Annotated in this window: 19 protein-coding genes, 1 tRNA gene and 1 rRNA gene; 15 read left to right on the top strand and 6 right to left on the bottom strand. The window is 37.5% G+C overall.

The genetic code is table 11. From position 1 onward, the window contains the following. Together HMPREF1140_RS13565 and HMPREF1140_RS08330 are read left to right on the top strand one after the other, a co-directional pair. Positions 1-201, top strand: a 23S ribosomal RNA gene (locus tag HMPREF1140_RS13565); the annotation flags it as partial. An 89-nt stretch (positions 202-290) separates the two neighbouring features. Next, positions 291-363, top strand: a tRNA-Gly gene (locus tag HMPREF1140_RS08330). Positions 364-483: 120 nt separating this feature from the next. Here HMPREF1140_RS08330 and HMPREF1140_RS08325 read toward each other — a convergent pair. Next, positions 484-1,317 (bottom strand): hypothetical protein, encoded by an 834-nt coding sequence (locus HMPREF1140_RS08325; protein WP_009663247.1) that lies wholly within the window; start codon positions 1,315-1,317, stop codon positions 484-486. A gap of 409 nt (positions 1,318-1,726) precedes the next feature. On the opposite strand from HMPREF1140_RS08325, the gene HMPREF1140_RS08320 reads away from it, so the two are divergent. The 5 genes from HMPREF1140_RS08320 to HMPREF1140_RS08300 all read left to right on the top strand — a co-directional run bounded on the left by HMPREF1140_RS08320 (position 1,727) and on the right by HMPREF1140_RS08300 (position 7,016). After that, complete coding sequence (locus tag HMPREF1140_RS08320; RefSeq protein ID WP_009663331.1) at positions 1,727-2,524, top strand: class I SAM-dependent methyltransferase; 798 nt, start codon at positions 1,727-1,729, stop codon at positions 2,522-2,524. A 100-nt stretch (positions 2,525-2,624) separates the two neighbouring features. Then, complete coding sequence (locus tag HMPREF1140_RS08315) at positions 2,625-5,021, top strand: clostripain-related cysteine peptidase (protein WP_009663373.1); 2,397 nt, start codon at positions 2,625-2,627, stop codon at positions 5,019-5,021. Positions 5,022-5,159: 138 nt separating this feature from the next. Beyond that, on the top strand, positions 5,160-5,534 hold the full coding sequence (locus HMPREF1140_RS13840) for a choline-binding protein A (RefSeq protein WP_007595134.1): 375 nt from the start codon (positions 5,160-5,162) through the stop codon (positions 5,532-5,534). 145 nt (positions 5,535-5,679) lie between these two features. Next, entirely contained in the window at positions 5,680-6,081 is a 402-nt protein-coding gene (locus HMPREF1140_RS08305; RefSeq protein ID WP_009663250.1) for an NfeD family protein, read from the top strand. A 23-nt stretch (positions 6,082-6,104) separates the two neighbouring features. Then, entirely contained in the window at positions 6,105-7,016 is a 912-nt protein-coding gene (locus HMPREF1140_RS08300) for an SPFH domain-containing protein (RefSeq protein WP_009663181.1), read from the top strand. A gap of 52 nt (positions 7,017-7,068) precedes the next feature. On the opposite strand, the gene HMPREF1140_RS08295 is transcribed toward HMPREF1140_RS08300, so the two are convergent. The 5 genes from HMPREF1140_RS08295 to secA all read right to left on the bottom strand — a co-directional run bounded on the left by HMPREF1140_RS08295 (position 7,069) and on the right by secA (position 15,337). Further along, entirely contained in the window at positions 7,069-8,469 is a 1,401-nt protein-coding gene (locus tag HMPREF1140_RS08295; protein WP_009663255.1) for a sensor histidine kinase, read from the bottom strand. Beyond that, positions 8,466-9,173, bottom strand: coding sequence for a response regulator transcription factor (locus tag HMPREF1140_RS08290; RefSeq protein ID WP_007595143.1), 708 nt, complete (start codon positions 9,171-9,173; stop codon positions 8,466-8,468). The genes HMPREF1140_RS08295 and HMPREF1140_RS08290 overlap by 4 nt, the downstream gene beginning before the upstream one ends. A 17-nt stretch (positions 9,174-9,190) precedes the next feature. Beyond that, positions 9,191-11,548 (bottom strand): endonuclease MutS2, encoded by a 2,358-nt coding sequence (locus HMPREF1140_RS08285; protein ID WP_009663401.1) that lies wholly within the window; start codon positions 11,546-11,548, stop codon positions 9,191-9,193. Between the two features lie 150 nt (positions 11,549-11,698). Continuing rightward, positions 11,699-12,745 carry a hypothetical protein gene (locus HMPREF1140_RS08280; protein ID WP_009663334.1) on the bottom strand — a complete coding sequence of 349 codons (1,047 nt, stop codon included), beginning with the start codon at positions 12,743-12,745 and terminating at the stop codon, positions 11,699-11,701. Between the two features lie 18 nt (positions 12,746-12,763). Continuing rightward, positions 12,764-15,337 (bottom strand): preprotein translocase subunit SecA, encoded by a 2,574-nt coding sequence (gene secA, locus HMPREF1140_RS08275; protein ID WP_009663398.1) that lies wholly within the window; start codon positions 15,335-15,337, stop codon positions 12,764-12,766. Positions 15,338-15,625: 288 nt separating this feature from the next. Between secA and HMPREF1140_RS08270 the strand changes: the two genes are divergently transcribed. The 8 genes from HMPREF1140_RS08270 (at position 15,626) to HMPREF1140_RS08235 (ending at position 26,583) form a co-directional block, all read left to right on the top strand. Further along, positions 15,626-16,984 (top strand): MATE family efflux transporter, encoded by a 1,359-nt coding sequence (locus HMPREF1140_RS08270; RefSeq protein WP_009663274.1) that lies wholly within the window; start codon positions 15,626-15,628, stop codon positions 16,982-16,984. A 231-nt stretch (positions 16,985-17,215) separates the two neighbouring features. Then, positions 17,216-18,745: a sugar ABC transporter ATP-binding protein gene (locus HMPREF1140_RS08265; RefSeq protein ID WP_009663322.1), complete on the top strand. Its 1,530-nt coding sequence runs from the start codon at positions 17,216-17,218 to the stop codon at positions 18,743-18,745. 2 nt (positions 18,746-18,747) lie between these two features. Continuing rightward, positions 18,748-19,743, top strand: coding sequence for an ABC transporter permease (locus HMPREF1140_RS08260; RefSeq protein ID WP_009663291.1), 996 nt, complete (start codon positions 18,748-18,750; stop codon positions 19,741-19,743). 74 nt (positions 19,744-19,817) lie between these two features. Further along, entirely contained in the window at positions 19,818-20,867 is a 1,050-nt protein-coding gene (locus HMPREF1140_RS08255) for a substrate-binding domain-containing protein (protein ID WP_009663203.1), read from the top strand. Between the two features lie 158 nt (positions 20,868-21,025). After that, on the top strand, positions 21,026-22,750 hold the full coding sequence (locus HMPREF1140_RS08250) for a cache domain-containing sensor histidine kinase (RefSeq protein WP_009663159.1): 1,725 nt from the start codon (positions 21,026-21,028) through the stop codon (positions 22,748-22,750). A gap of 18 nt (positions 22,751-22,768) precedes the next feature. After that, the gene (locus HMPREF1140_RS08245; protein WP_009663352.1) at positions 22,769-23,479 is read left to right on the top strand and encodes a response regulator transcription factor; all 711 of its coding nucleotides are present in this window, start codon (positions 22,769-22,771) and stop codon (positions 23,477-23,479) included. Next, positions 23,476-24,375: a sugar ABC transporter substrate-binding protein gene (locus HMPREF1140_RS08240; protein WP_009663414.1), complete on the top strand. Its 900-nt coding sequence runs from the start codon at positions 23,476-23,478 to the stop codon at positions 24,373-24,375. Before HMPREF1140_RS08245 ends, HMPREF1140_RS08240 begins: the two co-directional genes overlap by 4 nt. Before the next feature lie 258 nt (positions 24,376-24,633). Then, on the top strand, positions 24,634-26,583 hold the full coding sequence (locus tag HMPREF1140_RS08235; RefSeq protein ID WP_009663226.1) for a PTS beta-glucoside transporter subunit IIBCA: 1,950 nt from the start codon (positions 24,634-24,636) through the stop codon (positions 26,581-26,583). The last annotated feature ends 9 nt before the right edge of the window (positions 26,584-26,592 follow it).

The raw sequence follows: 26,592 nt of genomic DNA, 5'->3' as shown, positions 1-26,592 counted from the left end.
TGGAGAGTAACTCCATGGCAGGGTAGCTATGTCGGGACGGGATAAACGCTGAAGGCATCTAAGCGTGAAGCCCCCCTCAAGATGGGATATCTCATGTGAAAACAGTAAGACCCCTTGAATACTACGAGGTAGATAGGGCCAAGATGTAAGTACAGTAATGTATTAAGTTGATGGTTACTAATAGGTCGAGGGTTTAACCAAAAGGATAAGGAATTTATTTTTTAAGTTTGGTACGCAGTTTTGAAGGTACATCTTTACAATTTTTAATTTTAGTGATAGAATATGTGTGTGCGCGAGTGGCTCAGTTGGTGGAGTACGACCTTGCCAAGGTCGGGGTCGCGGGTTCGAGTCCCGTCTCGCGCTCTTTTTATTTTACAAGCCTTGTTTTCAGGGCTTTTTTTAATTAATGAATACATATCATAATTTAAAAAATAAAATATGTCGGCCAATTTTATAAGCCGACATCTAACTTGTAGTATCATTTTAATAACCTCTCAGTACAGTATAATCCAGATTATATTTTTGAGCTATTTTTTCCACCGCATCTTTATTTTTTTCATAATCTACAGTATTTGGGAAATAGATATAGCCTAAATTTTTAAGTGATATATAAGCATTAAGAAAACTCTCTTTGTTTTCGTAATCATCCTTGCTTTCAAGATTATCCATATATGGAATTATAACGGTGGAATAACTGTCACAATGTGAAAATTCATCAAATACCAAGTCCTTATCATAAAAACCTACCACCTTTCCGTTAAATCTTTCTCCTGAATATCTTATAGGAATGGTATCACCGATATTATAATATTCTTTAAAGCCGTAGCCAAGCACCATGGGAAACTCACCATTATATATAAAATCCTGATCTGATAAATAATCCAGTCCAAGTTTTTGCATTGTTTTTTTATTTAGAATAAATGCATCTACCGGAGTTATATACTCAAGCTTTTCATTGACAAGCATCTTTTTATCTATTAAATCCAGTTTCTCTTTATAGCCATATGTCAAATCTTCCGGCTTATTCCACTTACCTATAAAATCTACATATGTATGTTTCATATTATAAAAATCCACAGTATCTGTTGAATTCAGTTCCGCATTAAACTTTTGTAAATTATCAATAAATAAAGGGTTTTCTCTACGTTCTGCAAGTTCATCCAAAGTATATTTACCTGTAGAATAAGAAGCATCTGAAACCTGATAAAAAAACTTTTCCCCCTGCATATCTGAAGCAGTAACTTTACTTCCTGAACATCCTTGTAAGGACAGTAATAAAACCGAAAGCAGTAACGGTATCTTTTTTAGTTTATACATATCTTCCTCCCAAAATAAATATTGCAAATATATTTGTTGAATATGATTTTATCACAAATAAATAATAGGTCAATTACCAAACATAATATTGGTAAATGTAAATAAAAATATGCTCATTTAATTAAATAATATTCATGTACTAAGAAAAAAACAATTTTTATAATCTCTTGTATGTGTGAAAATAATAAAAAAATTCAAAAAATTTAACGGTTTAAAGATGTAAAGTAAAAGGCGAATCGGCAAATTATAAAGATGTAATTCTTTACAATTATTATAAATTTCTTAAAAAGATAAATTTATTGAGTTTTCCATAAAATAGAAGTATGATATAACCTAAGTTAGCAAGAACTAACATAATCAGATTATATATATTTTTATACCGCAGATATAGCGGTAAATGGAGGCTTTGATGAAGATAAAACTTGAAGGTGTTATGGAGACTATGCTTATAACTTTGGATGCAAGGGCAAGAGATTACAGATCTGAAAAATCTATATTAAAGGATAAAAAGTCGGCTGAAATGGTGGATATGATTGACTATGATTTTGGCTCTTTCAGTAATGAAAAAGTGAATCTTTTAGGTATTATTGCGAGAGCCAAGGTTATGGATGATGAGGTGAAAAAGTTTATAGACAAATACCCGGATTGTCATATAGTTTCACTGGGTTCAGGGCTGGATACAAGATTTTTCCGCGTAGATAACGGTAGAATACATTGGTATGATATAGATTTTCCGGAGATAATAAGTTTAAGAAAAAAATTCTTTGAGGAAAATGACAGAGTAAAAAATATCGAAAAATCAGCCCTTGATAAGTCATGGACAAAGGAGATAGATACAAAGGGAGAGAAGCTTTTGATTATTTCAGAGGGGATGATTATGTATTTTTATCCTAAGCAGGTGAAGGAGTTTTTAAATATACTTACAGATAATTTTGAACATTTTGTACTTCATCTGGACTGTCTTTCCAAAAGACTTGTGAATAAGGCAAAAACGAACAAGGCTGTAAAACGAACCAAGTCCGAGTATCATTTTGGAGTTACAAACGGCGAAGAGATTATAGAACTTAATCCTAAACTGAAGCAAATCGGATTTATAAACTTTACAAAACAAATAGCAAAGCAGATGAAATGGTATGGCAAAATCTTTCTTCCAATCATATATCTTATGAATAACAGGCTTGTAATATGCAAATATGATGCAAAATAATAACTGTTTGTAATGATTTATTGCGGTATGCTGAGATTATTGTTAGAATAAACTATGCTTAAAGTATTGTCGGCATAAATAACAAACAGGAGGAGAGTAGATGGGTAGACCGTTATCACATGGAAGAGAGGTTACCGGAACAGGTAGAAGTGTTTTGGGTAGAGGATCGTTTGTGGGAGGTTCCGGTGGAGGAAACAGGAATTCATCCGGAAGAGGTGGAGGCGGAGGACGTTCGCCGTTCAGCTTATTGATAGTTGTAGTTTTTGTAATAATAAGTATTGTCACAGGTAATAAAAGCAATATATTAAGTTCAATACTCGGAGGATTAAGCAGTAGTACAAATAGTACAAATAGTACAAGTACAGGAACAACACCGATGATCAGTATCCCGACTTTGCCTTCATCAATCGGAAGCACAGCGGCATCAAGTATAAGCGGCGTAGGAAGTGCATGGAGCGGAGTTACCGATAACAGAGGACAACTGGATACCTCAGTGCATGAAAGTGCCAGAGAGAAGTTTTACAGGCCTACAGGCGGTGACAGTGTAACCGTGATGGTATATATGTGCGGTACCGACTTGGAGACTAAGCACGGAATGGCTACGAAAGATCTCATTGAGATGACAAAGGCCAATATTTCAAGCAATGTTAATCTGCTTGTATATACAGGAGGAACAAATACCTGGCAAAACTCGGTAGTATCATCATCAAACAATGAAATCTATCAGATAGCGGACGGAAAAATGAATAAGCTTGCAGATGACAATTCAAATCCTTCAATGACAGATCCCAATACATTGGTTAGATTTATTGACTATTGTAAGAATAATTTTCCGGCTAACAGATATCAGCTTATTTTCTGGGATCACGGCGGCGGTTCTGTAACAGGTTATGGATATGATGAAAAAAATCCGAACTCGGGATCAATGAATCTTGCAAAAATAAAAGCTGCTGTTGCGCAAACCGGTATAAAGTATGACTTCATAGGATTTGATGCCTGTCTGATGGCTACTACAGAGACGGCACTTGCACTTTCAGAATATGCAGATTATTTGATTGCATCCGAGGAGACGGAGCCGGGAACAGGATGGTATTATACCAATTGGCTGAGCAATCTTAGTAGTAATACCGCAATTTCCACTCTTGATCTTGGAAAGAAGATAGTGGATGATTTTATAGATGAGAGTAACAGAAGTGCAAGAGGGCAGTCTACAACTCTTTCTTTGGTGGATTTGGCCGAGCTTAAGGCTACAGTTCCAAGCAGCCTTTCAAGCTTTGCAAGGGACACCGCTTCATATATAGAGAATAATGAGTACAGCAAAGTATCTTACGCGAGAACGGCAAGCAGAGAGTTTGCAAAATCTTCAAATATAGATCAGGTAGACTTGGTAAATCTTGTGTATAATCTAGAGCAGAATGAAAACGACCCTACAATACAGTCAATACTTGGTGCGGTAAAATATAACAGGACATCTTCAAATATGACAAACTCATATGGGCTTTCAATCTATTTCCCATACAAGAAATTGTCAAAGGTTGACAGAATGGTTCAGACCTATGGTGACATCGGTATGGATAGCGAATATACCAAAATGATACAGCAGTTTGCCACATTACAGGCGAGTGGACAGATTGCAGGCGGAGGAGAAACAACCCCTGCAAATACATTAACAGGAAACTATCAAGGAAACAGTTCAGGTTCATTTTCAGCTGCAGATATTGACAGTTTGATAGCAAGTCTTATATCAGGAAGCTTATCATCAGAGAGCCTTGCAAATATAGGGCTTGATACTTCAAGTATAGGCTTTTTGCAAAACAGAAATATGTCTGATGAAACAATCAGAAACTATGTTTTATCAAACAGACTAGATGCTTCAAAGCTTCAATGGACAGATCAGTATTCCACACCTAAGATTCATTTATCCGAGGATGAGTGGAATATGGTATCAAGTATAGAAGAGAATATGCTTTTGGATATGGGAAGCGGATATATTGATATGGGACTTGACAATTTCTTTGAGTTTGATGAAAACGGAGATATGCTTGCAGATACTCAAAGAGCATGGATTGCTATAGATCAGCAATATGTTGCATACTATCATCTGTCAACTACAAAAAACGGAGATGAGACGGTTACTATAGGACGTGTACCTGTTATTTTAAACGGTGAGAGAGCCAATCTGATAATTATATTTGACGGCGAGCATCCTAACGGATATCTGGCAGGAGCAAATACAGATTATAAAGATACACAAACAGAAACCATCGCAAAGAATATAACGGATATAGTTGAGGGAGACAGAATACAGTTTATATATGCTTATTACGGATATGACGGTACATATCTTGATGATTATAAACTGGATGATGAGTATGTGGTTGGAAAGACTGCTCCTAAGGTATCTTATGTTCTTGTGAAGGATGACAATCAAATCACTTACAAATTCACAGATATATACAATAACAGCTATTGGACTCCGGCTTTAAAGAGTAAATAGATATTCTTATACATAATGTATGTAATTAGCAAATATTTTGTAAACACAATGTAAGATATAAAATACAAAATTGGTTTATACTATATAAAGACAGTTAATCTGTCAGATTAACGATGGTATAGGAGAGAAGGAGGAATGATGAAAAAAGGTTTAATCAAATCAGCAGCAATTTTATTTGCAGCATTCAGTCTTGGCGGTGCGGTAGTTCCCCCGGTGACAGCGCAGGCAGCAGTTTTAGAGCGTATGCCGGCAGACAGAGGTGAGTGGCGTAGAGACGAGCACGGATGGTACTATATGTTGAATGTTAATGCAGGTACTTCATATGTAGCAGACAGCTGGATCAAGGACAACGGTAAGTGGTATTACTTTGATCACTGGGGCTATATGTACAGAAACGCTTGGATCAACTACCAGGGAAGTTCTTACTATGTAGGTGCTGACGGAGCAATGTGGTACAATGCAAGAACTCCTGACGGATACTGGGTAGACAGCAACGGCAAGTGGGTTAGATAATCTATATTATAAAATAAGAGCCTCAAGGATATCCTTGAGGTTTTTATTAGCATATAAGTATAATTTGTGCTATAATAAAGGTGATAATATAGTGTTATATTTCTAAAAGCTTTGGTAGAACTACTTATAAGCGGAAGGAGGAAATATGTTTTATTGGGGAGTTTTATTTGCTATATTTGCCATTGGAGAAATTATAATTCCCGGACTGGTTTCAGTGTGGCTGGCTATTGCGGCACTTATTATGATGCCGATATCTTTATTTGTTAAATCAATTGAGATACAGGTTATCATATTCTGTGTACTGTCATTGATCTTTATAGCTTTCTTTAGAAGTATTTTCAAATCCTTTATGAAGGGTAAGGAGAGTATGGATACTGAGAAGGTAAAGATAGTGAAGCTTACATCTGTTGAAGATAATAATTATATTTATGATGTAAGATTTAAAGGCGGTATATGGACAGCAATTGCAAATTTGGAATTGAAGCCCGGAGATATTGCCAACATTGATAAATTTGAAGGCAATAAGATAATTATCGGCAGAAATTAATTTATTTAAAGGAGACATAACAAATGGTAGGCATTGGAATTATTGTTGTTTTATTGGCTATTATATTCGTGATTACGGTAAAGGCAATAAAGATAGTACCTGAGTCAAAAGTATATGTAGTTGAGAGACTTGGAAAGTATTCACAAGGACTTCGTTCAGGATTACATTTTATCAACCCTTTCTTTGATAAAATATCAAAGGTTATTTCATTAAAAGAGCAGGTAGTGGATTTCCCACCACAGCCGGTTATTACAAAGGATAATGCTACTATGCAGATAGATACGATAGTGTATTTCCAGATAACCGATCCTAAGCTTTATACTTACGGTGTTGAGAGACCTATATCAGCTATAGAGAACCTTACAGCGACTACTCTTAGAAATATCATAGGTGATATGACTGTAGACCAGACTCTTACATCAAGAGATACCATAAATACAGCTATGAGATCTGAGCTTGATGAGGCTACAGATCCATGGGGTATCAAGGTAAATCGTGTGGAGTTAAAGAGTATTTTGCCACCTGAGGATATCAGAGTTGCAATGGAGAAGGAAATGAAGGCTGAGCGTGAGAAGAGAGCAAATATTCTTGAGGCTCAGGCTAAGAAGGAAAGTGCGATTCTTGTAGCAGAGGGTAGTAAGCAGGCTGCAATACTTAATGCGGAAGCCGAAAAGGAAACAGCTATAAAGAGAGCTGAAGGACAGGCACAGGCAATACTTGCAATCCAGAGGGCTCAGGCAGAGTCTTTAAGAGTGCTTTCAGAGGCGGATCCAAGCCAGAAGGTACTTACACTTAAGGGACTTGAGGCATTCCAGAAGGTAGCTGACGGAAAATCAACAAAGATTATTATTCCTACAGAGCTTAGCGGACTTGCTTCATTAGCTACAAGCTTTGCCGAGTTAAATCAAAAAGTTGAATTGAAAAAAGAACAGTAATACAAGAAAGGGGCTTTTGTTTATGCACAAAAGTCCCTTTTTAAAAATTATATTAAGTTTCTTTGCTTGCAGGTAAAGAGAAGATAAATTCGGTACCGACACCAACGGTACTTATAACATCTATATTCTCTCCATGAGTCTGTAATATTTCTTTTACTATTGCAAGTCCAAGCCCTGTACCCTTTTTATCCTTACCTCTGGAGAGGTCTGATTTATAGAATCTGTCAAAGACCTTGGACTGTTCATTCTTTGCAATACCTATTCCGGTGTCCTTAACTGAAATAAAAATTTTCTCCTTTTTTAAACTGGTCTGTACAATGATAGAAGAGTTTTGAGAGGAAAATTTTATAGCATTATCAATAAGATTATAAAGTACCTGCTGTATCTTTGCATAGTCACCGATAACATATTGGGAGACATTGGAAAATATCAGCTCTATTGTAATATTCTTACTGTTACACTGTACTTCAAAGCTGCCTGCGGTATCTCTGATCATCTTGTTTATATCAAAGCTTGTTTTATTAAGCTTTACACTTTCAATCGAATCCAGTGAAAGAATACTTTCCGTAAGCTTTGTAAGTCTGTTTGTCTCATCAATAACTCTTGTAAGGTATTTTTCCTGCATCTCGGGAGGAATAGTACCGTCCAAAATAGCCTCAAGATAACCCTTTATAGATGTTAAAGGTGAGCGAAAATCATGAGATACATTTGAAATAAACTTTTTTTGATAATTTTCGGTATCATCAAGTTTATCGGACATATAGTTTAGCGTTGCCGCAAGGTAACCCATCTCGTCATTTGAATGTACTTTTATTTCATATTTTAAATCCCCTTCGGCATAGGCTTTGGCACCATTTGTTATTTTCCTAAGCGGAGAGTAAACAATACGCTGAAATACTATTAAAATAATCAGTGAAAGTAAAAATACTATCAGAGAGGTCATATATACTATATTCAAAATATGGTACTGGCTCTTTGTAACATTTACCATAGGCAGGTGGATGACCACATAGCCGTAGGTACGAAAGTTACCTGTAATAGGTGCGGAAACGCTAAGATAATCCTCATCAAATGAGTTAAAGTAATTTCCGACCATATAGGACTTGTTACCGGTAGCGGTAGGGTCAAAATCCGAGATAATATCCGATACTCTTTTATTTTCGGCATCCACTATTATCTTGCCGTTTCTGTCCATTACCCATATCTTTGCATTCAGGAAAGTCGCTACGGCTTTTAACTGCGGATAGCTTTCCGCCAGCGAGATATTTTGCCCCTCATATACTGTAGAGTAGGTAGAGGCGATAAGATTAGCCTCATCATAAAGCGTCTGACTTCTGGAATCAACCAGATATGAATAGGTCAAATGGCTGGAAATAGTTGCTATTGCCACAAAACCCGCTATACCGAAAACTATATAAGCTAAAATAAATTTCAGATATAGAGAGAGTTTCATTTTTTAACCTCAAATTTATATCCGATACCCCATACGGTGGATATTGACCAGAACTTATTGTCATGTATTTTTTCACGCAATCTCTTAATATGCACATCTACAGTTCTGGTATCACCTATATACTCATATCCCCAGATATTATCAAGCAACTGTTCTCTTGTAAACACCTGATTGGGATGAGAGGAGAGGAAGTATAAAAGCTCCAGCTCCTTTGGCGGCATTTCAACATTCTTTCCAAGGTATGTTACCGCATAATTTGTCATATTCACGTTTAAGTCGGGATATTCCACATATTCTCCACCTGTATGTACCTCAGGCAATGAGATTGTACTGTTGTTGTATCGCCTTATTACAGCCTTTACTCTGGCGATAAGTTCTTTTGAGTCAAAAGGTTTGATCATATAGTCGTCGGCACCAAGTTCCAGACCGAGAACTTTATCAAATACTTCACCTTTGGCTGAGAGCATTATTATAGGGGTACCGGACTTTGCTCTTATCTCCCTGCAAACCTGATAGCCGTCAATACCCGGCAGCATAAGGTCAAGAAGAACCAAATGAGGTTTGAATTCGTCAAAATCCGAAAGGGCAGATTCGCCGTCACCCACTATTTTTGTTTCGTAACATTCCTTCATCAAATATAATGAAATAAGTTCCGCTATATTCTCATCATCATCTACAATTAAAATTCTTTGTTTTTCTGCCATTTTTCACCTATATTATATTATTTAAAACGTACGATAGTTACAGCATTACCGCCTTCATTAAAATCTGCAAGAGAATAGCTCTTGATAAAGGTCTGCCTCTTCAGATAGGCATGTATACCCTTTTGCAATGCACCTGTACCTCTTCCGTGAATAATTCTTACTCCCGGAAGATGGGCAAGCAGAGCATCATCCAAATATTTATCAAGCTCGGAGCATGCCTCATCCACATTTTTTCCTATTACATTTATCTCTGTGGATATTGTAGCGGATTTTACCATTGAAGAGCTTCTTGTTCTTGTCTTATTCTCAGGTTTAGTGCTTGGCTCTTCAACCAAAGCTACATCAGATATATTTACCTGAGATCTGAGTATACCCATCTGTACAAAGAAGTTACCGCTTTGATTTGGAAGAGAAGATACTATACCGTCAAGATTGAGACTTATAACATGTACACTGTCACCAAGTTTAAGTTCCTTCGGCTTTTTGGCCTTTACAGTATTTTGTTTTATCTCGGTAGCCTTGGTGTTTTTATTTATAGATTCTCGAAGTCTTGTTCTTTGCTCTTCAAGAGCCGAGCCGAGGCCTGCACCCGATGCTATTTTGTTGATATTTTTAATAGTGTCGTCAGCGGTTTCCTTTGCTTCCTCCAAGATTTTTCTGGCAGCCTCTTTTGCTTCTTCCAAAATCTTTTCTTTTCTTGCGGCAAGATTTTCTTCCTGCTTATTATAATGCCTTTTCAAGCTTTCAATTTCTCTTTTATATTTTTGAATGGATAATTTATCCTTCTCTATTGTCTGTCTGTCATTTTCAAGCCTTGTGAGCAGATCCTCAAAGTCCTTTGCATCCTTTTCAAGGTGAGTATCCGCCTCTGAAATTATATAATCCGGAAGTCCAAGCTTTCCGGCTATGGCAAAGGCATTTGACTTACCGGGTACGCCTATAAGGATTCTGTAAGTAGGAGAGAGTGTGGCAACATCAAATTCACATGAGGCATTTTCAACACCCGGTTCATTCAGTGCAAACACTTTAAGCTCACTGTAGTGAGTAGTAGCAATACACCTGCTTTGCATTCTGTGAAGGAATGAGAGTATTGATATGGCAAGTGCCGCACCTTCTGTAGGGTCGGTACCTGCACATAGCTCATCAAAAAGACAGAGTGAATTGGCATCCGCATGATTTAAAATATAAACAATATTTTTCATATGTCCTGAGAAGGTGGAGAGGGATTGCTCTATACTCTGCTCATCGCCTATATCAGCAAACACGTCACTAAATACTGAAAGTTCACTTCCTTCAAAAGCAGGTATATGAAGTCCCGACTGTCCCATAAGAGTGAACAGGCCCACTGTTTTTAGAGATACCGTTTTACCGCCGGTATTAGGTCCTGTGATAATCAGTAAATCATAATGCTCACCTAATGATATATTGATAGGTACCACTTTTTTTGCATCAAGCAAAGGATGTCTGCCTTCTTTTATATTTATATAATGCTTTGAGTTAAACTTGGGCTCACTTGCATTCATCTTCTTTGAAAGATTTGCCTTGGCATATACAAAGTCAAGGAAGATGAGAGTTTTTGCATTTTCTCTGAGGCTTTCAATATATTGTGCAGCCAACAGACTCAAGTTTTCAAGTATTTTTTCTATCTCTTTCTTCTCGTCCATGGCTAAAGACTTCAGCTCATTGTTCATTCGGATTACAGCTATCGGCTCAATAAACACGGTGGAACCGGTAGATGACTGGTCATGTACAACACCTGAAACCTTGTTTTTATACTCACTTTTTATAGGAAGACAGTAAGCACCGTCTCTTTGAGTAATTACGGCATCCATAAGATATTCTCTGTGCGCATTAAGAATATTGTTGAGTTCCGTATGCATTTTTGAGTTTATCTGCTTTATTTTTCTTCTGATATGACTAAGTTCGGGTGAGGCATTGTCTGCCATTATTTCTTCCGAAATTATACATCTTGAAAGTTCCTTTTTAAGATCTTTAATTTCATCAAGGGATCTGAAATATTCTTCAAGCACATCATAGTCCTCTTCTTCAGAGTGCAGTCCATAGGTAATAGCTTTTGAAGCCGCATTGAGGATGGAAAGAACTTTCATAAGCTCAGGTTGAGATAGTGATGATCCTATCTCAAGTCTTTTTAAAGAGTCCGATATATCCTTTACTTCCGATAAAGCAAGATTTCCTTTAAGTCTTATTCTGTCCACGGCAGCAGTGGTATAAGCCTGATTTCTTTGTATTTCCGATATATCTGTAGACGGCTGTAATTTATTACAAAGCCTTTTTGCAGGCTCGCTGCTTGCCATATCTACAAGCATATTTATTATTTTTTCATATTCAAGTATTTTTAAAGTTTTTTTATTCATAATATATCCTTAAATTTTCACTGTAAGTGAGAGATGACAGCTTTAAATATCTTTTATAATCTCAGAAACATTATATCAAAAAATATTATTTATGACAAAAAAACAGCCTTAAAATCACAAGAATTACTTATGATTTTAAGACCGGTTAAATTATCTGTGTGATTGTTTAAACTCTCGATAAGCCTGCTGTGTTTCCGGTGTGAATCCGATAAGTGCATTCGGATAATTCATACCTATATAGGTTATAAGAGATACAACCGCATCCTCAGCTTTTTTATTATTTGTCAACATAACTCTTTGTTCACGGCATCTTCCGTCTTCAAACATATTTATCTGAAGTGCATAGTCGATACCTACAGTTATAACGGCATACATCTTATGTCTTGTTATATTGTGATATAACCAAACGAGATTATTTAAATTGAACATATCAAATCCGAACTTTGTATTAAGTATCAAATGGTTCTTATATACATAAGCTCCAAGAGATTTATCCACATAGTCTGCGATATTGTCAAGTTCATTTATATTATCTCTAAGTTTTTCATCAAGTTCACAAAGTTTCTCATATGTATCGGCATTTTTAGACTTTCTTGTGAAAGCAACTATTATCATTCCGACACCGATTACCATTAAAACCAAAGTTACAGCCAAATGGAAAGCTATATTCTTTGTAAGAGAGGTCTGTGAAATATAGAAGTCGTCATAGAGTTTTCCCTCTTCTCTATTTCTGAAAGTGGAATCAGGATCTACTTTATCCGCTATAGTGGAGAGGATAGAGGTGCTGTCAGTGTGAGGCTCCACCATCAAATATCTTACAGGAAGCGGTTCATCATCAGGATGTTCTTCGCTTGCATATTTGTCAAAGAATTCCACCATTGCTTTTATCTTTGCATTGTTTGGATTTGCCTCCAAAAAATACAATCCGTCATCTCCAAATACGGTGTAGACTTCCGATTTACCGTCATCAGTTCCATATCCTGTATCAAGCATATCGTATATGGCCAGTGAATAGATACTTTCCGTGTCGTTAGAGGCTGCAGAAGTAAAGTAGTAACCGTCATTGTACATCTTTTCAGCCGAGTTAAAGGTCAGTAAAACCTCTTTGTTGTACATGGCATAGAAAATACCGCCAAGTATCAGTGCAATACCTATCAAGATATTGGCTATAAATGTTGATTTGCTTTTAAAATTCATAATAACTCCCAAAAAATTTTATAATGTCATTCCTTTTCTACCATGGCATTGTTTATATTTCTTTCCGCTTCCACATGGACATGGATCGTTAGGATAAACCTTTGCTTCGATACGAATCGGCTTCTTTACGGTACTGTCATCTTTGTTTGTACCGGTTACTTTAGCAACGGATTCTCTCTCTACCTTCTGTTCCACCTTGACATGGTAGAGAATACGCACTGTATCCTCAGCGATACCGACAGTCATCTCATCAAACATATCATAGGCGGCCATCTTGTATTCTACGAGAGGATCTCTTTGACCAAGTGCCTGCAATCCGATACCTTGACGAAGTTGTTCCATATCGTCAATATGATTCATCCACTTGTTATCGATAGCCTTTAATAAAACTACACGCTCAAGCTCACGAATCTTTTCGGCATCAGGGAATTCAGCTTCCTTGGCTTCATAAAGTTTAACAGCCTCTTCTTTCAGTTTATGAATAAGTTCATCCTTTTTCATATTGTCTACAGTACTGTAGTCAGCCGGAGTCAGAGGAATGATCGGCAATAAAATTTCATGTAACTCTGTAATATTCCACTCGGAAGAAGGTACTTCATCTGATATAGCCATATTTACAGAACGTTCTATTACATCATTTATCATACGAAGAATGGTATCGCGCATATTGTCGCCTTCAAGTACCTTGTTTCTTTCTTCATAGATAACTTCTCTTTGTTCGTTATTTACTTCATCATACTTTAAGAGGTTTTCTCTTATACCGTAGTTGTTGCTCTCGATCTTCATCTGAGCTTTCTCAATAGCTCTTGTAAGCATACTGTGCTGAATTTCTTCATTTTCAGGAACACCTATGGCATTAAAAATCTTTATAAGTCTTTCTGAAGCGAAGAGTCTCATAAGGTCATCTTCAAGTGAAATATAAAACTTTGATTCACCCGGGTCACCCTGACGACCTGAACGACCTCTAAGCTGGTTGTCGATACGTCTGCTCTCATGTCTTTCAGTACCTATAATCTTAAGACCGCCTGCTTTAACAGATTCAGGATCAAGTTTGATATCGGTACCACGACCTGCCATGTTTGTGGCTATGGTAACGGCACCATGCAAACCTGCCTTTGCTACAATCTCAGCCTCTTTTTCATGGAATTTAGCATTAAGTACTTCATGATGTATTCCCTCTTTTTTAAGCATCTTTGAGAGCATCTCGGAAGTCTCAATTGTAATGGTACCTACAAGTACAGGCTGTCCCTTAGCATGAGTTTCTTTGATATCTTCAACAACAGCATTGAACTTCTCTTTTTTAGATTTATAAACCGCATCCTCGTGGTCAATTCTTTTTATAGGCTTATTGGTAGGTATAGCGATAACATCCATACCGTAAGTATTTCTAAACTCCTTCTCCTCAGTAAGAGCGGTACCGGTCATACCTGCTTTCTTTTTGAACTTGTTGAAGAAGTTCTGGAATGTTATGGTAGCCAAAGTTCTTGACTCTCTTTGAACATTTACATGCTCCTTAGCCTCGATAGCCTGGTGTAAACCGTCTGAATATCTTCTACCCGGCATTATACGACCTGTGAACTCATCTACGATAAGAACTTCGTCCTCTTTTACAACATAATCCTTATCTCTGAACATAAGATTGTTGGCTCTGAGCGCAAGGATAATACAATGCTGTATTTCAAGGTTTTCAGGATCTGCAAGGTTTTCTATATTGAAGTATTTTTCGACCTTTTTGATACCTTCCTCTGTAAGGTTTACTACTTTATCTTTCTCATTTACGATAAAATCACCGGTCTCTTCGATTTCATCGCCCATAAGAGCACCCATCTTTGTAAACTCAGCACTTGCCTCACCTCTTTCAAGTTGCTTTGCAAGCATATCACAAATCTCATACAGCTTTGTGGATTTGCCTGACTGACCTGAAATAATAAGAGGTGTTCTGGCTTCATCTATAAGGATTGAGTCAACCTCATCGATGATGGCGTAATCAAGTGAACGCAAAACCTGATCCTTCTTATATATAGCCATGTTATCACGAAGATAGTCAAAACCAAGCTCATTGTTGGTTACATATGTGATATCACAGGCATACTGTTCCTGTCTTTGCTCTGAATTCATAGAGTTTAAGACACAGCCTACGCTAAGTCCCAAGAATCTGTGAATCTGTCCCATCTCATCGGCATCACGTTGTGCAAGATAGTCGTTAACTGTTACTATAAGTACACCTTTACCTACAAGGGCATTCAAATAAGCCGGACAGGTAGAAACAAGAGTTTTACCCTCACCGGTTCTCATCTCGGCAATACGACCCTGGTGAAGTACCATACCACCTATAAGCTGTACTCTAAAGTGCTCCATACCTGTAACTCTTACTGAAGCCTCTCTTACAGCTGCAAATGCTTCAGGCAAGATATCATCAAGTGTTTCTCCGTCTGCCAGTCTTTGTTTGAACTTTGGTGTAAGTTCTTTTAATTCCTCATCACTCATGGCCTGCATAGTGGGGCGTAAGCTTTCTATCTTATCAATAATAGGATCAATTATCTTAAGTTCTCTTTCACTATGTGTACCAAATATCTTTTCTATAAAATTCATTATGGTTTCTCCAAAAATAAATTAGACTACACTACAATAATACATCATATAAGAAGATACATCAAATAGAGATTATTGTAAAAGCGCCTATCAATCAAGTTATTTTAGCACTTAGCGAATACTTTAGCAACTTTTAGGTGAAATATTCATATTATGTTCACATATAGAGTGCGTAATGTAAAATAAAAGTAAAAAATAGAAGCTATAAAATAGGTAGAAAATAATTTTGCATAGAAAATTAAGAGGATACGTTGTACAATAATAAGACAAACATTCTTAGGAGACGATATGATAGAGGAAAAAGAAAATCGTATGGGAGTTATGCCGGTAGGTAAACTTCTTTTTTCTATGAGTACGCCAATGGTAATCTCATTCTTGGTGCAATCACTTTACAATATAGTAGACAGCATATTTGTGGCAAGATACAGCCCCGATGCACTGGCAGCGGTATCTTTGGCATATCCGATACAGATACTTATGATAGCTGTATCTGTAGGTACGGGAGTTGGAGTAAATGCATTGCTTTCAAGATTGCTTGGAGAGGGTAAAAAAGACAGGGCGAAAGTGACTGCCGATAATGCTGTATTGCTTGCAATAATAGCATCTATAGCATTTGCGATATTCGGAGCAATCGGTACAAAGGCATTTTTTGATGCACAGACAAACAGTGAGAGTATAAGAAGTCTCGGATACTCATATCTTTCAATTGTAACAATATTTTCATTCGGACTTATTCTGGAAGTTACATATGAGAGAATTTTACAGTCTACGGGAAAGACTATTTATAATATGATTACTCAGGGGATTGGGGCAATTATAAATATAATTCTGGATCCGATACTTATTTTTGGACTGCTTGGAGCACCGAAAATGGGAGTAGCAGGTGCGGCAATAGCTACTGTGGCAGGACAGATAGTTGCAATGATTTTATCATTTGTTTTTAACATGAAATACAATGAAGAGGTTGATATAAGTTTCGGAAAGCATATATTTAAACCTGATTTCATCATAATAAAGGATATTTATAAGGTAGGAATACCTTCAATAGCAATGCAGTCCATGTCAACTCTTATGATGCTTGGATTAAACAAAATACTTGTAAGATATTCGGATATGGCGGTAAATGTACTTGGAATATACTATAAGCTTCAAAGCTTTGTATTTATGCCTATATTTGGATTAAACAACGGAATGACACCGATTGTTGCATATAATTACGGAGCAAGAAACAAAGATCGAATCATGAAGGTGTTAAAATATTCGTTTTTATCATCCTTAGTAATAATGGTGATAGGAACCGCAATCTTTTGGGTATTCCCTAAAGAGCTTATGATACTTTTCAGTCCGAATGAGGAAATGCTGAGACTTGGAATACCGGCTCTTAGAATATGCAGCCTTTGTTTTATTTTGGCGGCATTTGATGTAATAGCTATTGCAAGCTTCCAGTCTCTTGGAAACGGTATGTATGCGCTCTACGCTTCATTCCTCAGACAATTGGTTTTAATACTTCCTCTTGCATATGTACTTTCAAATATGTTCGGACTTGAGGCTGTATGGTATTCCATTCCTCTTGCCGAACTTGGATGTGCATTTTTGGATATCTATTTGATGAAGAAGATATACGATAAGAAAATTGCAAATTTATAGTATAAGTTTAGATTGAATTTTTATATTTTGCCATCGGTTTTGCCGGTGGCTTTTTTGCGTCTGCAAATACGATTTAAAGCAAGGAAAATTATACAAATATCTTGGATTTTTGCAAATACTTTCCGATAAAATTCGGATATAGTAAATGATATCTGAAGGAATTCGTAAATAACAAATAGTAGTAAATATAAAGATATATACTATTTATAAGAACTGATAGTAGGAGGGAGAATGGAATCTTACTTATTGGAAATGAAAGAAATCAGCAAGTCATTCGGTGCCGTAAAGGCTCTAAAAAAGGCTTCTTTGAATCTAAAGAGCGGAGAAGTACTGGCTTTAATGGGAGAGAACGGAGCCGGAAAGTCTACTTTGATGAATGTACTTAGCGGTTCTTTACACCCGGATGAGGGTGAGATTTTACTTGAAGGTGTACAAAGAGAGATAAAAAACCCTATTCAGGCAAGGAGCCTTGGAATAGTAAAGATTCATCAGGAATTGCAGATTGTACCTGAACTTGATATTGCTGAAAATATTTTTCTGGGAAGATGGCAGACAGCAGGAATAGGATTTGTGCAAAAGAAAAAGATGCACGATATGGCTAAAGAATGCTTAAAGATGCTTGAGTGGGAGATAGACACAAAAACCAAGCTTAAGGATCTGCGTATCGGAGAGCAACAGCTTGTAGAGATTGCCAAGGCTATTTCATGTGATGCAAAGATAATAGTAATGGATGAGCCGACATCGGCACTTAGTGAACCTGAAGCGGAAAAGCTTTTCCATGTGATTGAAAAACTAAAGAAAAAAGGATGCGGAATTATTTATATTACACATCGTATGGAAGAAGTATTTAAAATTTCAGACAGACTAAGCGTAATGAGAGACGGTGAGTATATAGGTACCAAGGAGGCCGGGGAAACCAATAATGAAGAAATTATTGCAATGATGGTAGGTCGCTCTGTGGAGGATCAGTATCCGAAAAGAAATGTGGAAATAGGAGATGTGGTTCTTGAAGTAAAAAACTTGAGCTTCACTCCTCCAAAGGGAAGCTTTAAGCGTTCTCTAAAGGATATTTCATTTAAGGTAAGATCGGGTGAAGTTCTTGGAATTGCAGGTCTTGCAGGCGCGGGGCGTTCAGAAGTTTTTGAGAGTATTGTAGGAAAGTATGCAACTTGTACTACAGGAGAGATCCTTATGGATGGAAAGGCTTTGCAGATACGTTCGCCTAAAGATGCTATTGCGGCAGGAATTTCTTTTGCAACAGAGGACAGAAAAGGAACAGGACTGGTTCTTGGCAGAAGCATAGGAGATAATATTTCTCTGCCCTTGTATGACAGATACGCAAGCTTCGGATTTATGAGAGACGGTAAACAGAAAAAAGACTGGATCGAATATATGAAAAAACTTCGTGTTAAGGCTAAATCTCCGGCGGTAGCTGTAGGTTCGCTATCGGGAGGAAATCAGCAAAAAGTAATTCTTGCAAGATGGCTTTTGACAAAACCTAAGGTGCTTTTACTGGATGAGCCTACCAGAGGTATAGATGTAGGAGCAAAAGAGGAGATTTATCTTTTGATCAATGAGCTGGCGGCATCGGGACTTGCGGTAGTGGTAATATCTTCGGAACTTCCTGAAGTAATAGGAATTTGTGACCGTATCATTACTCTTTGTGAAGGCAGACTGACAGGGGAGATTTCAAAAGAAGAGGCTACTCAGGAAATATTACTGGCGGCAGCCACCAATAGAAAGGAAGTAGTGGAGGCTTAATCATGAATGCTGATAAATTAAAGATTCAAAAAATAGAAAGCTTTTTAAAACAATTTCAAAGTTATATTGCGCTGATAATTATAGTAGTGGTGGCTACACTTATAAATATTAAGGATGGAGAAAATGTATTCTTAAGTGTCCCAAACCTTATGAATGTACTTCGTGCAGTTTCTGAAACGGGTATTATAGCCATAGGTATGACAATGATACTTATCTTAGGAGACATCGATTTGTCTGTAGGCTCAATTGTGGGATTGGTTTCCACAGGCTGTGCATCACTGATGGTAAGAAACGGACTTGGGATGTTTCCGGCAGTACTTTTAAGTTTACTTATCGGTGGATTATACGGTTTATTTAACGGATTGTGTGTTACAAAGCTTAAACTTCAGGCTTTTATAGTTACACTTGCAAGTATGAATATTGCAAGAGGTTTGGCAAGATTTTGGTCAAACGGAGTCGGAATTCCTTTGGCATATGGCGAAGGAGAGGGATTTGCACCGCCTGCATTCGGATTATTACAGGAAAAGGCTTTCGGAGTAATACCCGCACCGGTAATTATATTTATAAGCTTACTTTTGATCTTCCAATGTGTGCTTTCAAAGACATCTTTCGGAAGAAAGGTTTATGCAATCGGTGGAAACAAAAATGCATCTTATCTTGCAGGTATACCTGTAGACAGAATAAAGATAATAGCATTTATACTTTGCAGTATGTTATCTGCGGTAGCGGCTATGATACATGCGGCACAGATAAGTCAGGGTGGACCTAATGAAGGTATAGGATATGAGCTCAATGCTGTAGCAGCTTGTGCAATAGGCGGCACTTCACTTGCAGGTGGAAAAGGAACAATGATAGGTACCTTGGTAGGTGCGGTGATTCTTGGATTATTGGACAATGTGCTTGGACTTAAAGGAGTCAATTCAAATCTACAGTTGATGGTAAAGGGACTTATTATAATTGTTGCGGTATTTATGCAATCGGAAAGAAAAGCTGATTAGAACTCTTTATACCGGAAATCGGTATTAAAAAATACAGTCTGATAAGGACAGACATAAATAGGAAGGAGAATCGTATGATGAAAAAAGGTTTTAAGAGAATGTTAGGACTTGGCTTAGCGGCAGTTTGTGCATTCGGATTGAGTGCTTGTGGAGGTGGAGGTCAGAGTGCTTCTACAACAGCAGCTCAGAGCGGGGAGGCAAAAAGTGAGGCCGGAGAGAGCAAGAGTGAGGCTGCAGGAACAGAAACGAAAAAGGAATTTGTAATCGGTATGTCACAGTGTAATCTGGGTGAGCCATGGCGTGTGGCAATGAATGACCAGATTAAGATGGCAGCTGAAAAGCATCCTGAATTCAAGGTTATCTATGCCGATGCGGCTCAGGATAACTCAAAGCAGATAGCAGATATTCAAAACTTTATACAGCAGAAAGTGGATCTTATTATTACCTCACCAAATGAGGCAACTCCACTTACAAATGTAGTTAAGGAAGCCTATGAAGCGGGAATTCCTGTAATACTTTTGGACCGTAAGATTGACGGAGACACATATACTCAGTTTATAGGTGCCGACAATGTAGATATGGGTAGAGTTGCAGGAGAATATGTAGCTAATACTTTACTTAAAGACGGTGGAAAAGTTTGTGAGATTAAGGGACTTGAGGGTACTTCAGGAGGAATCGACAGAGATAAGGGATTTAGAGAAGGTATTGCATCAAATCCAAAGGTTGAGATAGTTGCAGTAAACAATGCAGACTGGTTGAGAGAAAAAGCTATAACAGTAGCTGAAGAAATGTTACAGACAAATAAGGAAATCGATCTTTTCATAGCATTAAATGATCCGATGGCTGAGGGTGCTTACATTGCCGCAAAGCAGGCAGGAAGAGAGAAGGATATCATGTTTGTAGGTTTTGACGGTTTGCCGACTCCTGACGGTGGAATCAAGAGTGTTATCGATAAGAGAATCAGCATGACACAGGTATATCCTACAGGTGGTGCAGAGGCTATCCAAAGTGCATACGAGTTGCTGGTTGAAGGCAAGGAACTTGAAAAAAATATCACATTAAAATCAGAGGTGGTAGTTCCTGAAAATGCTGAAGAGCTTTTGACAAAATACGGCGGAAAATAAGAAATAATAAAAGTGAATAATGAATCCAAATAAAAAGGGGAGCAGATTTTGATTTGCTCCTCTTTTATTTGCAGTATGGGAATAACTGCTATGATCAGTGCCTAAAAATTGATATGAATTTATAGTTTATATGATACAATTATTAAAGAGGTGGAAGGATGAAAAGAGATCTTTTAATATTTCAGGGAGCCATGATTTTATTTGTGGCGGCAATGCTGACTTTGGCAGGAAATTATATTTACAAAAAAGAGATGCTTCGTTCACGAATGGGGTATATTACAGAATTACAAAGACAACTTGCTCATTCTTTTGAGGTGAAAATACAATCTGTAGATGATACTTTAAAGATTCTGGCGGAGACATCGGAAATAAAAGAATGTCTTTATACAGGAGATAAAGAAACCAAGATCTACCGTGAGCAGGCTGTACGTGATATTTTTGATGCTTATGAAAAGATTCATAGTGATTATTTAAATATGATCCTTGTATATGGGGACGGTGAAAACTATATTTCAAATGATATGTACAGACCTGTGCATGAAAGCTTCTATGGAGAGGATTGGTTTTTACAGGCTATAAAGGATGGCAGCTCTTATCGCTTTGACAGTGGGCTTAGAAATCTTCAAAGCTGGAAACATTATGACAGTGACAGTTATATTTCCATTGCAAGATCTGTACAGGAAGGTGATAAGACTCTGGGAGTATTGATGGTGGATGTTTCAGTTGGAGAATTTAAAGAGGCTTATCAGAATCTTGAAACCGATACTGAAAACTTTTTCTTTTTAATGGATGACGGTGGAGAAATCATCCTAAGCCCTGTAAACCGGATAGTATATAGAGTTGATCCGAAATGGTTTAGAGGAGATGAAGGAGTGGTAGTCTCTTCAATTGGAGATAAAAACTATAAATTTGTTTTTAATCGTTTTCGTGATAAAAAGCTTTTGATAGTAGGGGCATATGATGTGGAAGAGGAAAGTAAAATTCCACTTCGTATGACCAGGATTTCAATATTTATGGCAGGTGTCTGCTTTGTGGCGGCTATGATATGGTCGGTGTGTTATCTTTTGGAAATAACCAAGCCTTTAACAGAGCTTTCGGATTTGATGCAGTCGGCTTCCGAGGGAAATCTCGATGTTAGATTTACAAGAGAATCAAAAGAGGATATAAGAATTTTGGGAAATGCTTTCAATAAGATGGTGGAGAAGCTTAAAACTCTGATGGAAATGATGAAGCTTGAACAAAAGCAAAAGCGTGAAGCGGAACTTTTGGTAATGCAAGAGCAGATAAAACCTCATTTTTTATATAATACTTTGGATATGATCGCCTGGATGGCAAGGAAACATGGAGCCGGAGATATAGTACATCTGATTGAAACCATGTCCGAGTTTTTCCGTATAAGTCTTAGCAAGGGTAAGGAGATGATTCCTTTAAAAGAGGAGCTTAAAATGATACAGGCATATTTGGAGATTCAAAGCATGAGATATAAGGATCTTTTTTCTTATGAAATCTTTTGTTCACCGGATATCAGAGATGAGCTTGTACTCAGAATGTGTCTTCAGCCATTGGTTGAGAATTGCTTGTATCACGGTATTAAAGAATCAGACAATCCACATGCAAAAATAATGATATCTGCAGAATCGGTTAGAGGTGGAATTTGTATACAGATAAGAGATAACGGTTGTGAGATGGAAGAGACAATTCTTGAGCAGTTAAATTCTTGTTTAAAGGCAAATGACTGGGAAAACTGGAAGGGCGGATTCGGCGTAAAAAATGTAGGAAGAAGGCTGTGGCACAGCTTTGCAAAGGGTAGCGGATTGCATTACTCAAAAGATGAAAACGGATATACAGTGGCAACTTTACTTATCTTAAAAGAAGAAGAGTAAAAAAGCCCGGAGGTGAGAATGAAAAAAGTATTGATTGCAGATGATGAGCCTATGATCAGAGAAGGATTGGCAGAAATGCTGATGTCCTTTGATCTTGGATTAAATATTGTAGGCAAAGCAAAGAACGGAGTGGAAGCACTTAATATGGCCAAAACTTTAGTACCTGATATTATACTTGCGGATATTTGTATGCCGAGACTGTCAGGACTGGATTTTGTAAGTAAACTACGTGAAGCGGAAGAAACAAAAACAGACATTATTATTATCTCGGGATTTCATGAATTTGAGTATGCCAGACAGGCCATTTCTCTAGGTGTAAGGGAGTATCTTTTAAAGCCTATTAAAGAAGAGGAGTTAAAATCCGTACTTGAAAGATTGCAAGTACCTTTCAAGGAAATAAAAAAACAGAAGAAAGGCTTTGTGGCGGACTGTTTGGAACTTTTAAAAGAGCAATATACAAACAGGGATATGGACCTGAAATATGCGGCAGAAAAGCTTTTTGTAAGTCCCGATTATCTTTCGCATAAATTAAAGGAAGAAACCGGACTGCCTTTTACACAGTGGTTGGTAAAGCTTAGGATTCAAAGAGCTGCTGAACTTTTAGAAACCGGAGAGTATTCTGTAAATGCTGTAGCCGATATGGTGGGATTTGCGAACCAGCATTACTTCTCAACAGTATTTAAACAATATATGGGGAAATCACCGAAGCAATATGGAGGAGGAGTATGAGAAAGATCCTCAAACATCCCAAAGAAATGATCCTTTTAGCTTTTATACTTGTTTGCATTTTAGGATTATTTTTATCGGAAAAATTATACGGCGAAACTTATGAAAAGGTGGAGTCATACTCCTGCCTGATAGGACTTAGCTTGCCTGAGGTGGAGAATCCTTCACATGGAGCTTTGATGGAAGAGATACACTCTGAAATGAAGAATCGTGATCTTAATGTCATAATGAAGGAAGCAGGAGGAGATTTCCTGCAACAATGTAAAGATATTAAGCAGTTGGCCGCCTATGGTGTAGATGTGATGGTTATTTCACCGATAGATTCGGAATCGGTAAGAGAGGCTATAAAGGAACTTAATATGCCGGTGATTATCTTGGAAAATCCGAAATTTTTTGATGTAGGTAGTGTCTATATGGAGTATGACAGCCTTTGGGGAGGAAGAGCTCTAAGTCATATGATTTTGAATGAACATTCGGAGGGGATTTTACTGCTTAGAGGTCCTGAGTATGATCCTGTAAGCAGGCAAAGAGAGACCGCATTTTTAGACAGCCTTACTAAGGAGCAGAAAGAAAGCGTGACAATACTTGAAATCGGAAAAAACAGAGACGAGGCGGAAAGAGCCATGAAATATTTTCTTATTTCAAATACAGGTATAAAAGCGGTAGCAGGACTGAGTTCCCAGACATTATACGGTGCATATCTGGCGGCTGTAAAATTCAGAAATTTTGATATGGAATTTTACGGCATAGATAATGAGATGAGTATAAATAAGATAAGTGACGGAGACTTTCATTGGATAGTATATAACAGCATGGCTAAGAAAATACTTGATGTGGGAGAAGATCTGTATCTTGGAAAACAAGTTGAAAAAAGGATTGAAATAGGGGGTGTAAGCTGATAATACCTGTCAATAGTCAAGATGTAAATTTATCATAAATAACAGTTTAATTATGATTCTTTTTTTTCTGTTACAGATATAGTGAAAATAAAATTCAAATGCAAAGCGACAAAATAAATTAATAAAAACATGAAAATAATATACAAAACAGCAAGTTGTATATGTGGTCATTGTGTAAGATTGCGTTACGGATTTATTTAATTTATAATATACAAAGAAATTTAAGAAAAATGATAGTTTAGAATATGGAGGATATCTATGGATTATCGCAAATCCGCCACAGAAGTACTGGCGGCGATAGGAGGAAGTTCAAATATTGCTTCCGCTGCACACTGTGCTACAAGATTACGTCTTGTAATTGTTGATAACGGTAAGGTTGACAAAAAGACCATTGAAAACATTGATGGTGTAAAAGGCGTGTTTGAGGCTTCCGGACAGTTACAGATCATCTACGGTACAGGTACTGTAGATAAGGTTTATGATGAGTTTATACATGTGGCCGGAATATCCGGAGCTACAAAAGAAGAGGCTAAGGCGGCTGCTGCAGCCAATACAAATATATTTCAGAGATTTATAAAGACTCTTGGAGATATTTTTGTTCCGATAATACCGGCAATTGTTGCTTCAGGATTTTTGATGGGAATCATGAATGCATTGGACTTCATGGTGGCTAACGGATTTTTAAATATTGATACATCGTCATCAATATATGTGTTTGCAAATCTGTTTTCTAATATTGCCTACATATTCCTTCCTATACTTATAGGATATTCGGCAGCGGGAGTATTTGGTGGAAATCAGTACCTTGGTGCGGTTATCGGTATGATAATGATTCATCCGAATCTTACAAACGCATGGAATGTGGCAACAGCTACAGATATAGCAACTCAAAGTGTATTTTTCGGTCTTTGGAAAATCAAGATGGTAGGATACCAAGGACATGTTATTCCGATTATGATATCGGTGTGGGTAATGTGTCAGATAGAGAAGAGACTTCACAAAGTGGTACCTGCAATGTTTGATTTATTTGTTACACCTCTTGTTTCGGTATTTGCAACAGGTTATCTTGCACTCGCAGCTATCGGACCGGTATTTGTGTTTGTTGAGAACGGATTTTTAAATGCGGTACAGCTCCTTATAGCAATACCTCTTGGCATAGGTTCATTTATAATGGGTGCTTTGTATGCTCCTACAGTTGTTATGGGTATTCATCATATGTATACCATTATAGACCTCGGACAGATTGCAAAATATGGTGTAACTTACTGGTTACCTCTTGCATCTGCAGCCAATATAGCACAGGGCGGTGCTTGCCTTGCAATAGCTGTTAAGTCAAAGGATCCCAAGATAAAGAGCCTTTGTTTCCCTTCATCACTTTCAGCATTTATGGGTATAACGGAACCGGCAATATTCGGTGTTAACCTCAGATTCTTCAGACCTTTCCTTGCAGGATGCCTCGGAGGTGCTGTGGGTGCCATGTTTGTTTCCATTATTAAGCTTGGAGCAACAGGAACAGGTGTTACAGGTATATTCGGAATTTTACTTACACTTTCAAATCCGGTGGGATATATACTGATGTTTGTTATATCAATGGCGGTTGCATTTGCGGCAAGCTGGGTACTTACTCCGTCAAGCATGATAGATGCAAATCTTGCTACTGAACCTGTGGAAGAAAATAAGAATGCTAAAGCTCTCGGAAATGTAAACTCCGCAGAGGTTGATAAAGGAGTAAGGGTAGAGATTAAGAAGGATGAAAATGCACCTGTAGATGTGGGTTCACCGCTTAGCGGAAAGATAGTTTCTATGGAAGAGACCAAGGATGAGACTTTTATAGCGGGAATACTTGGAAAGGGTATATGTATTATACCTGACGGAGATACCGTATATGCTCCGGATGACGGTACTGTAATTGCGCTTATGGGACATGCCGTAGGTATGAAGCTTGACAACGGAGTGGAGCTTATAGTGCATGTGGGTGTAAATACGGTGGAACTTGGCGGAAAGCATTTTGAAGCATTGGTTGCAAACGGAGATAAGATAAAGAAGGGTCAGGCTATTATGAAGTTTGACGCCAAGGCAATTTCAGAGGCCGGATATCTTATGACAACTCCTGTACTTGTGACAAACAGTTTTGAATACAGTGATGTTACTTGCGCACCTCTTGGAGATGTGTCTGTGGGTGATAAAGTGTTGAGCGCTGTTAAATAATATTAAAAA

It is taken from the genome of Lachnoanaerobaculum sp. ICM7, from assembly GCF_000287675.1.
Taxonomy (GTDB): domain Bacteria; phylum Bacillota; class Clostridia; order Lachnospirales; family Lachnospiraceae; genus Lachnoanaerobaculum.
The sequence above is the reverse complement of the archived record's forward strand: the minus strand, read 5'-3'. Positions and strand labels throughout refer to the sequence as shown.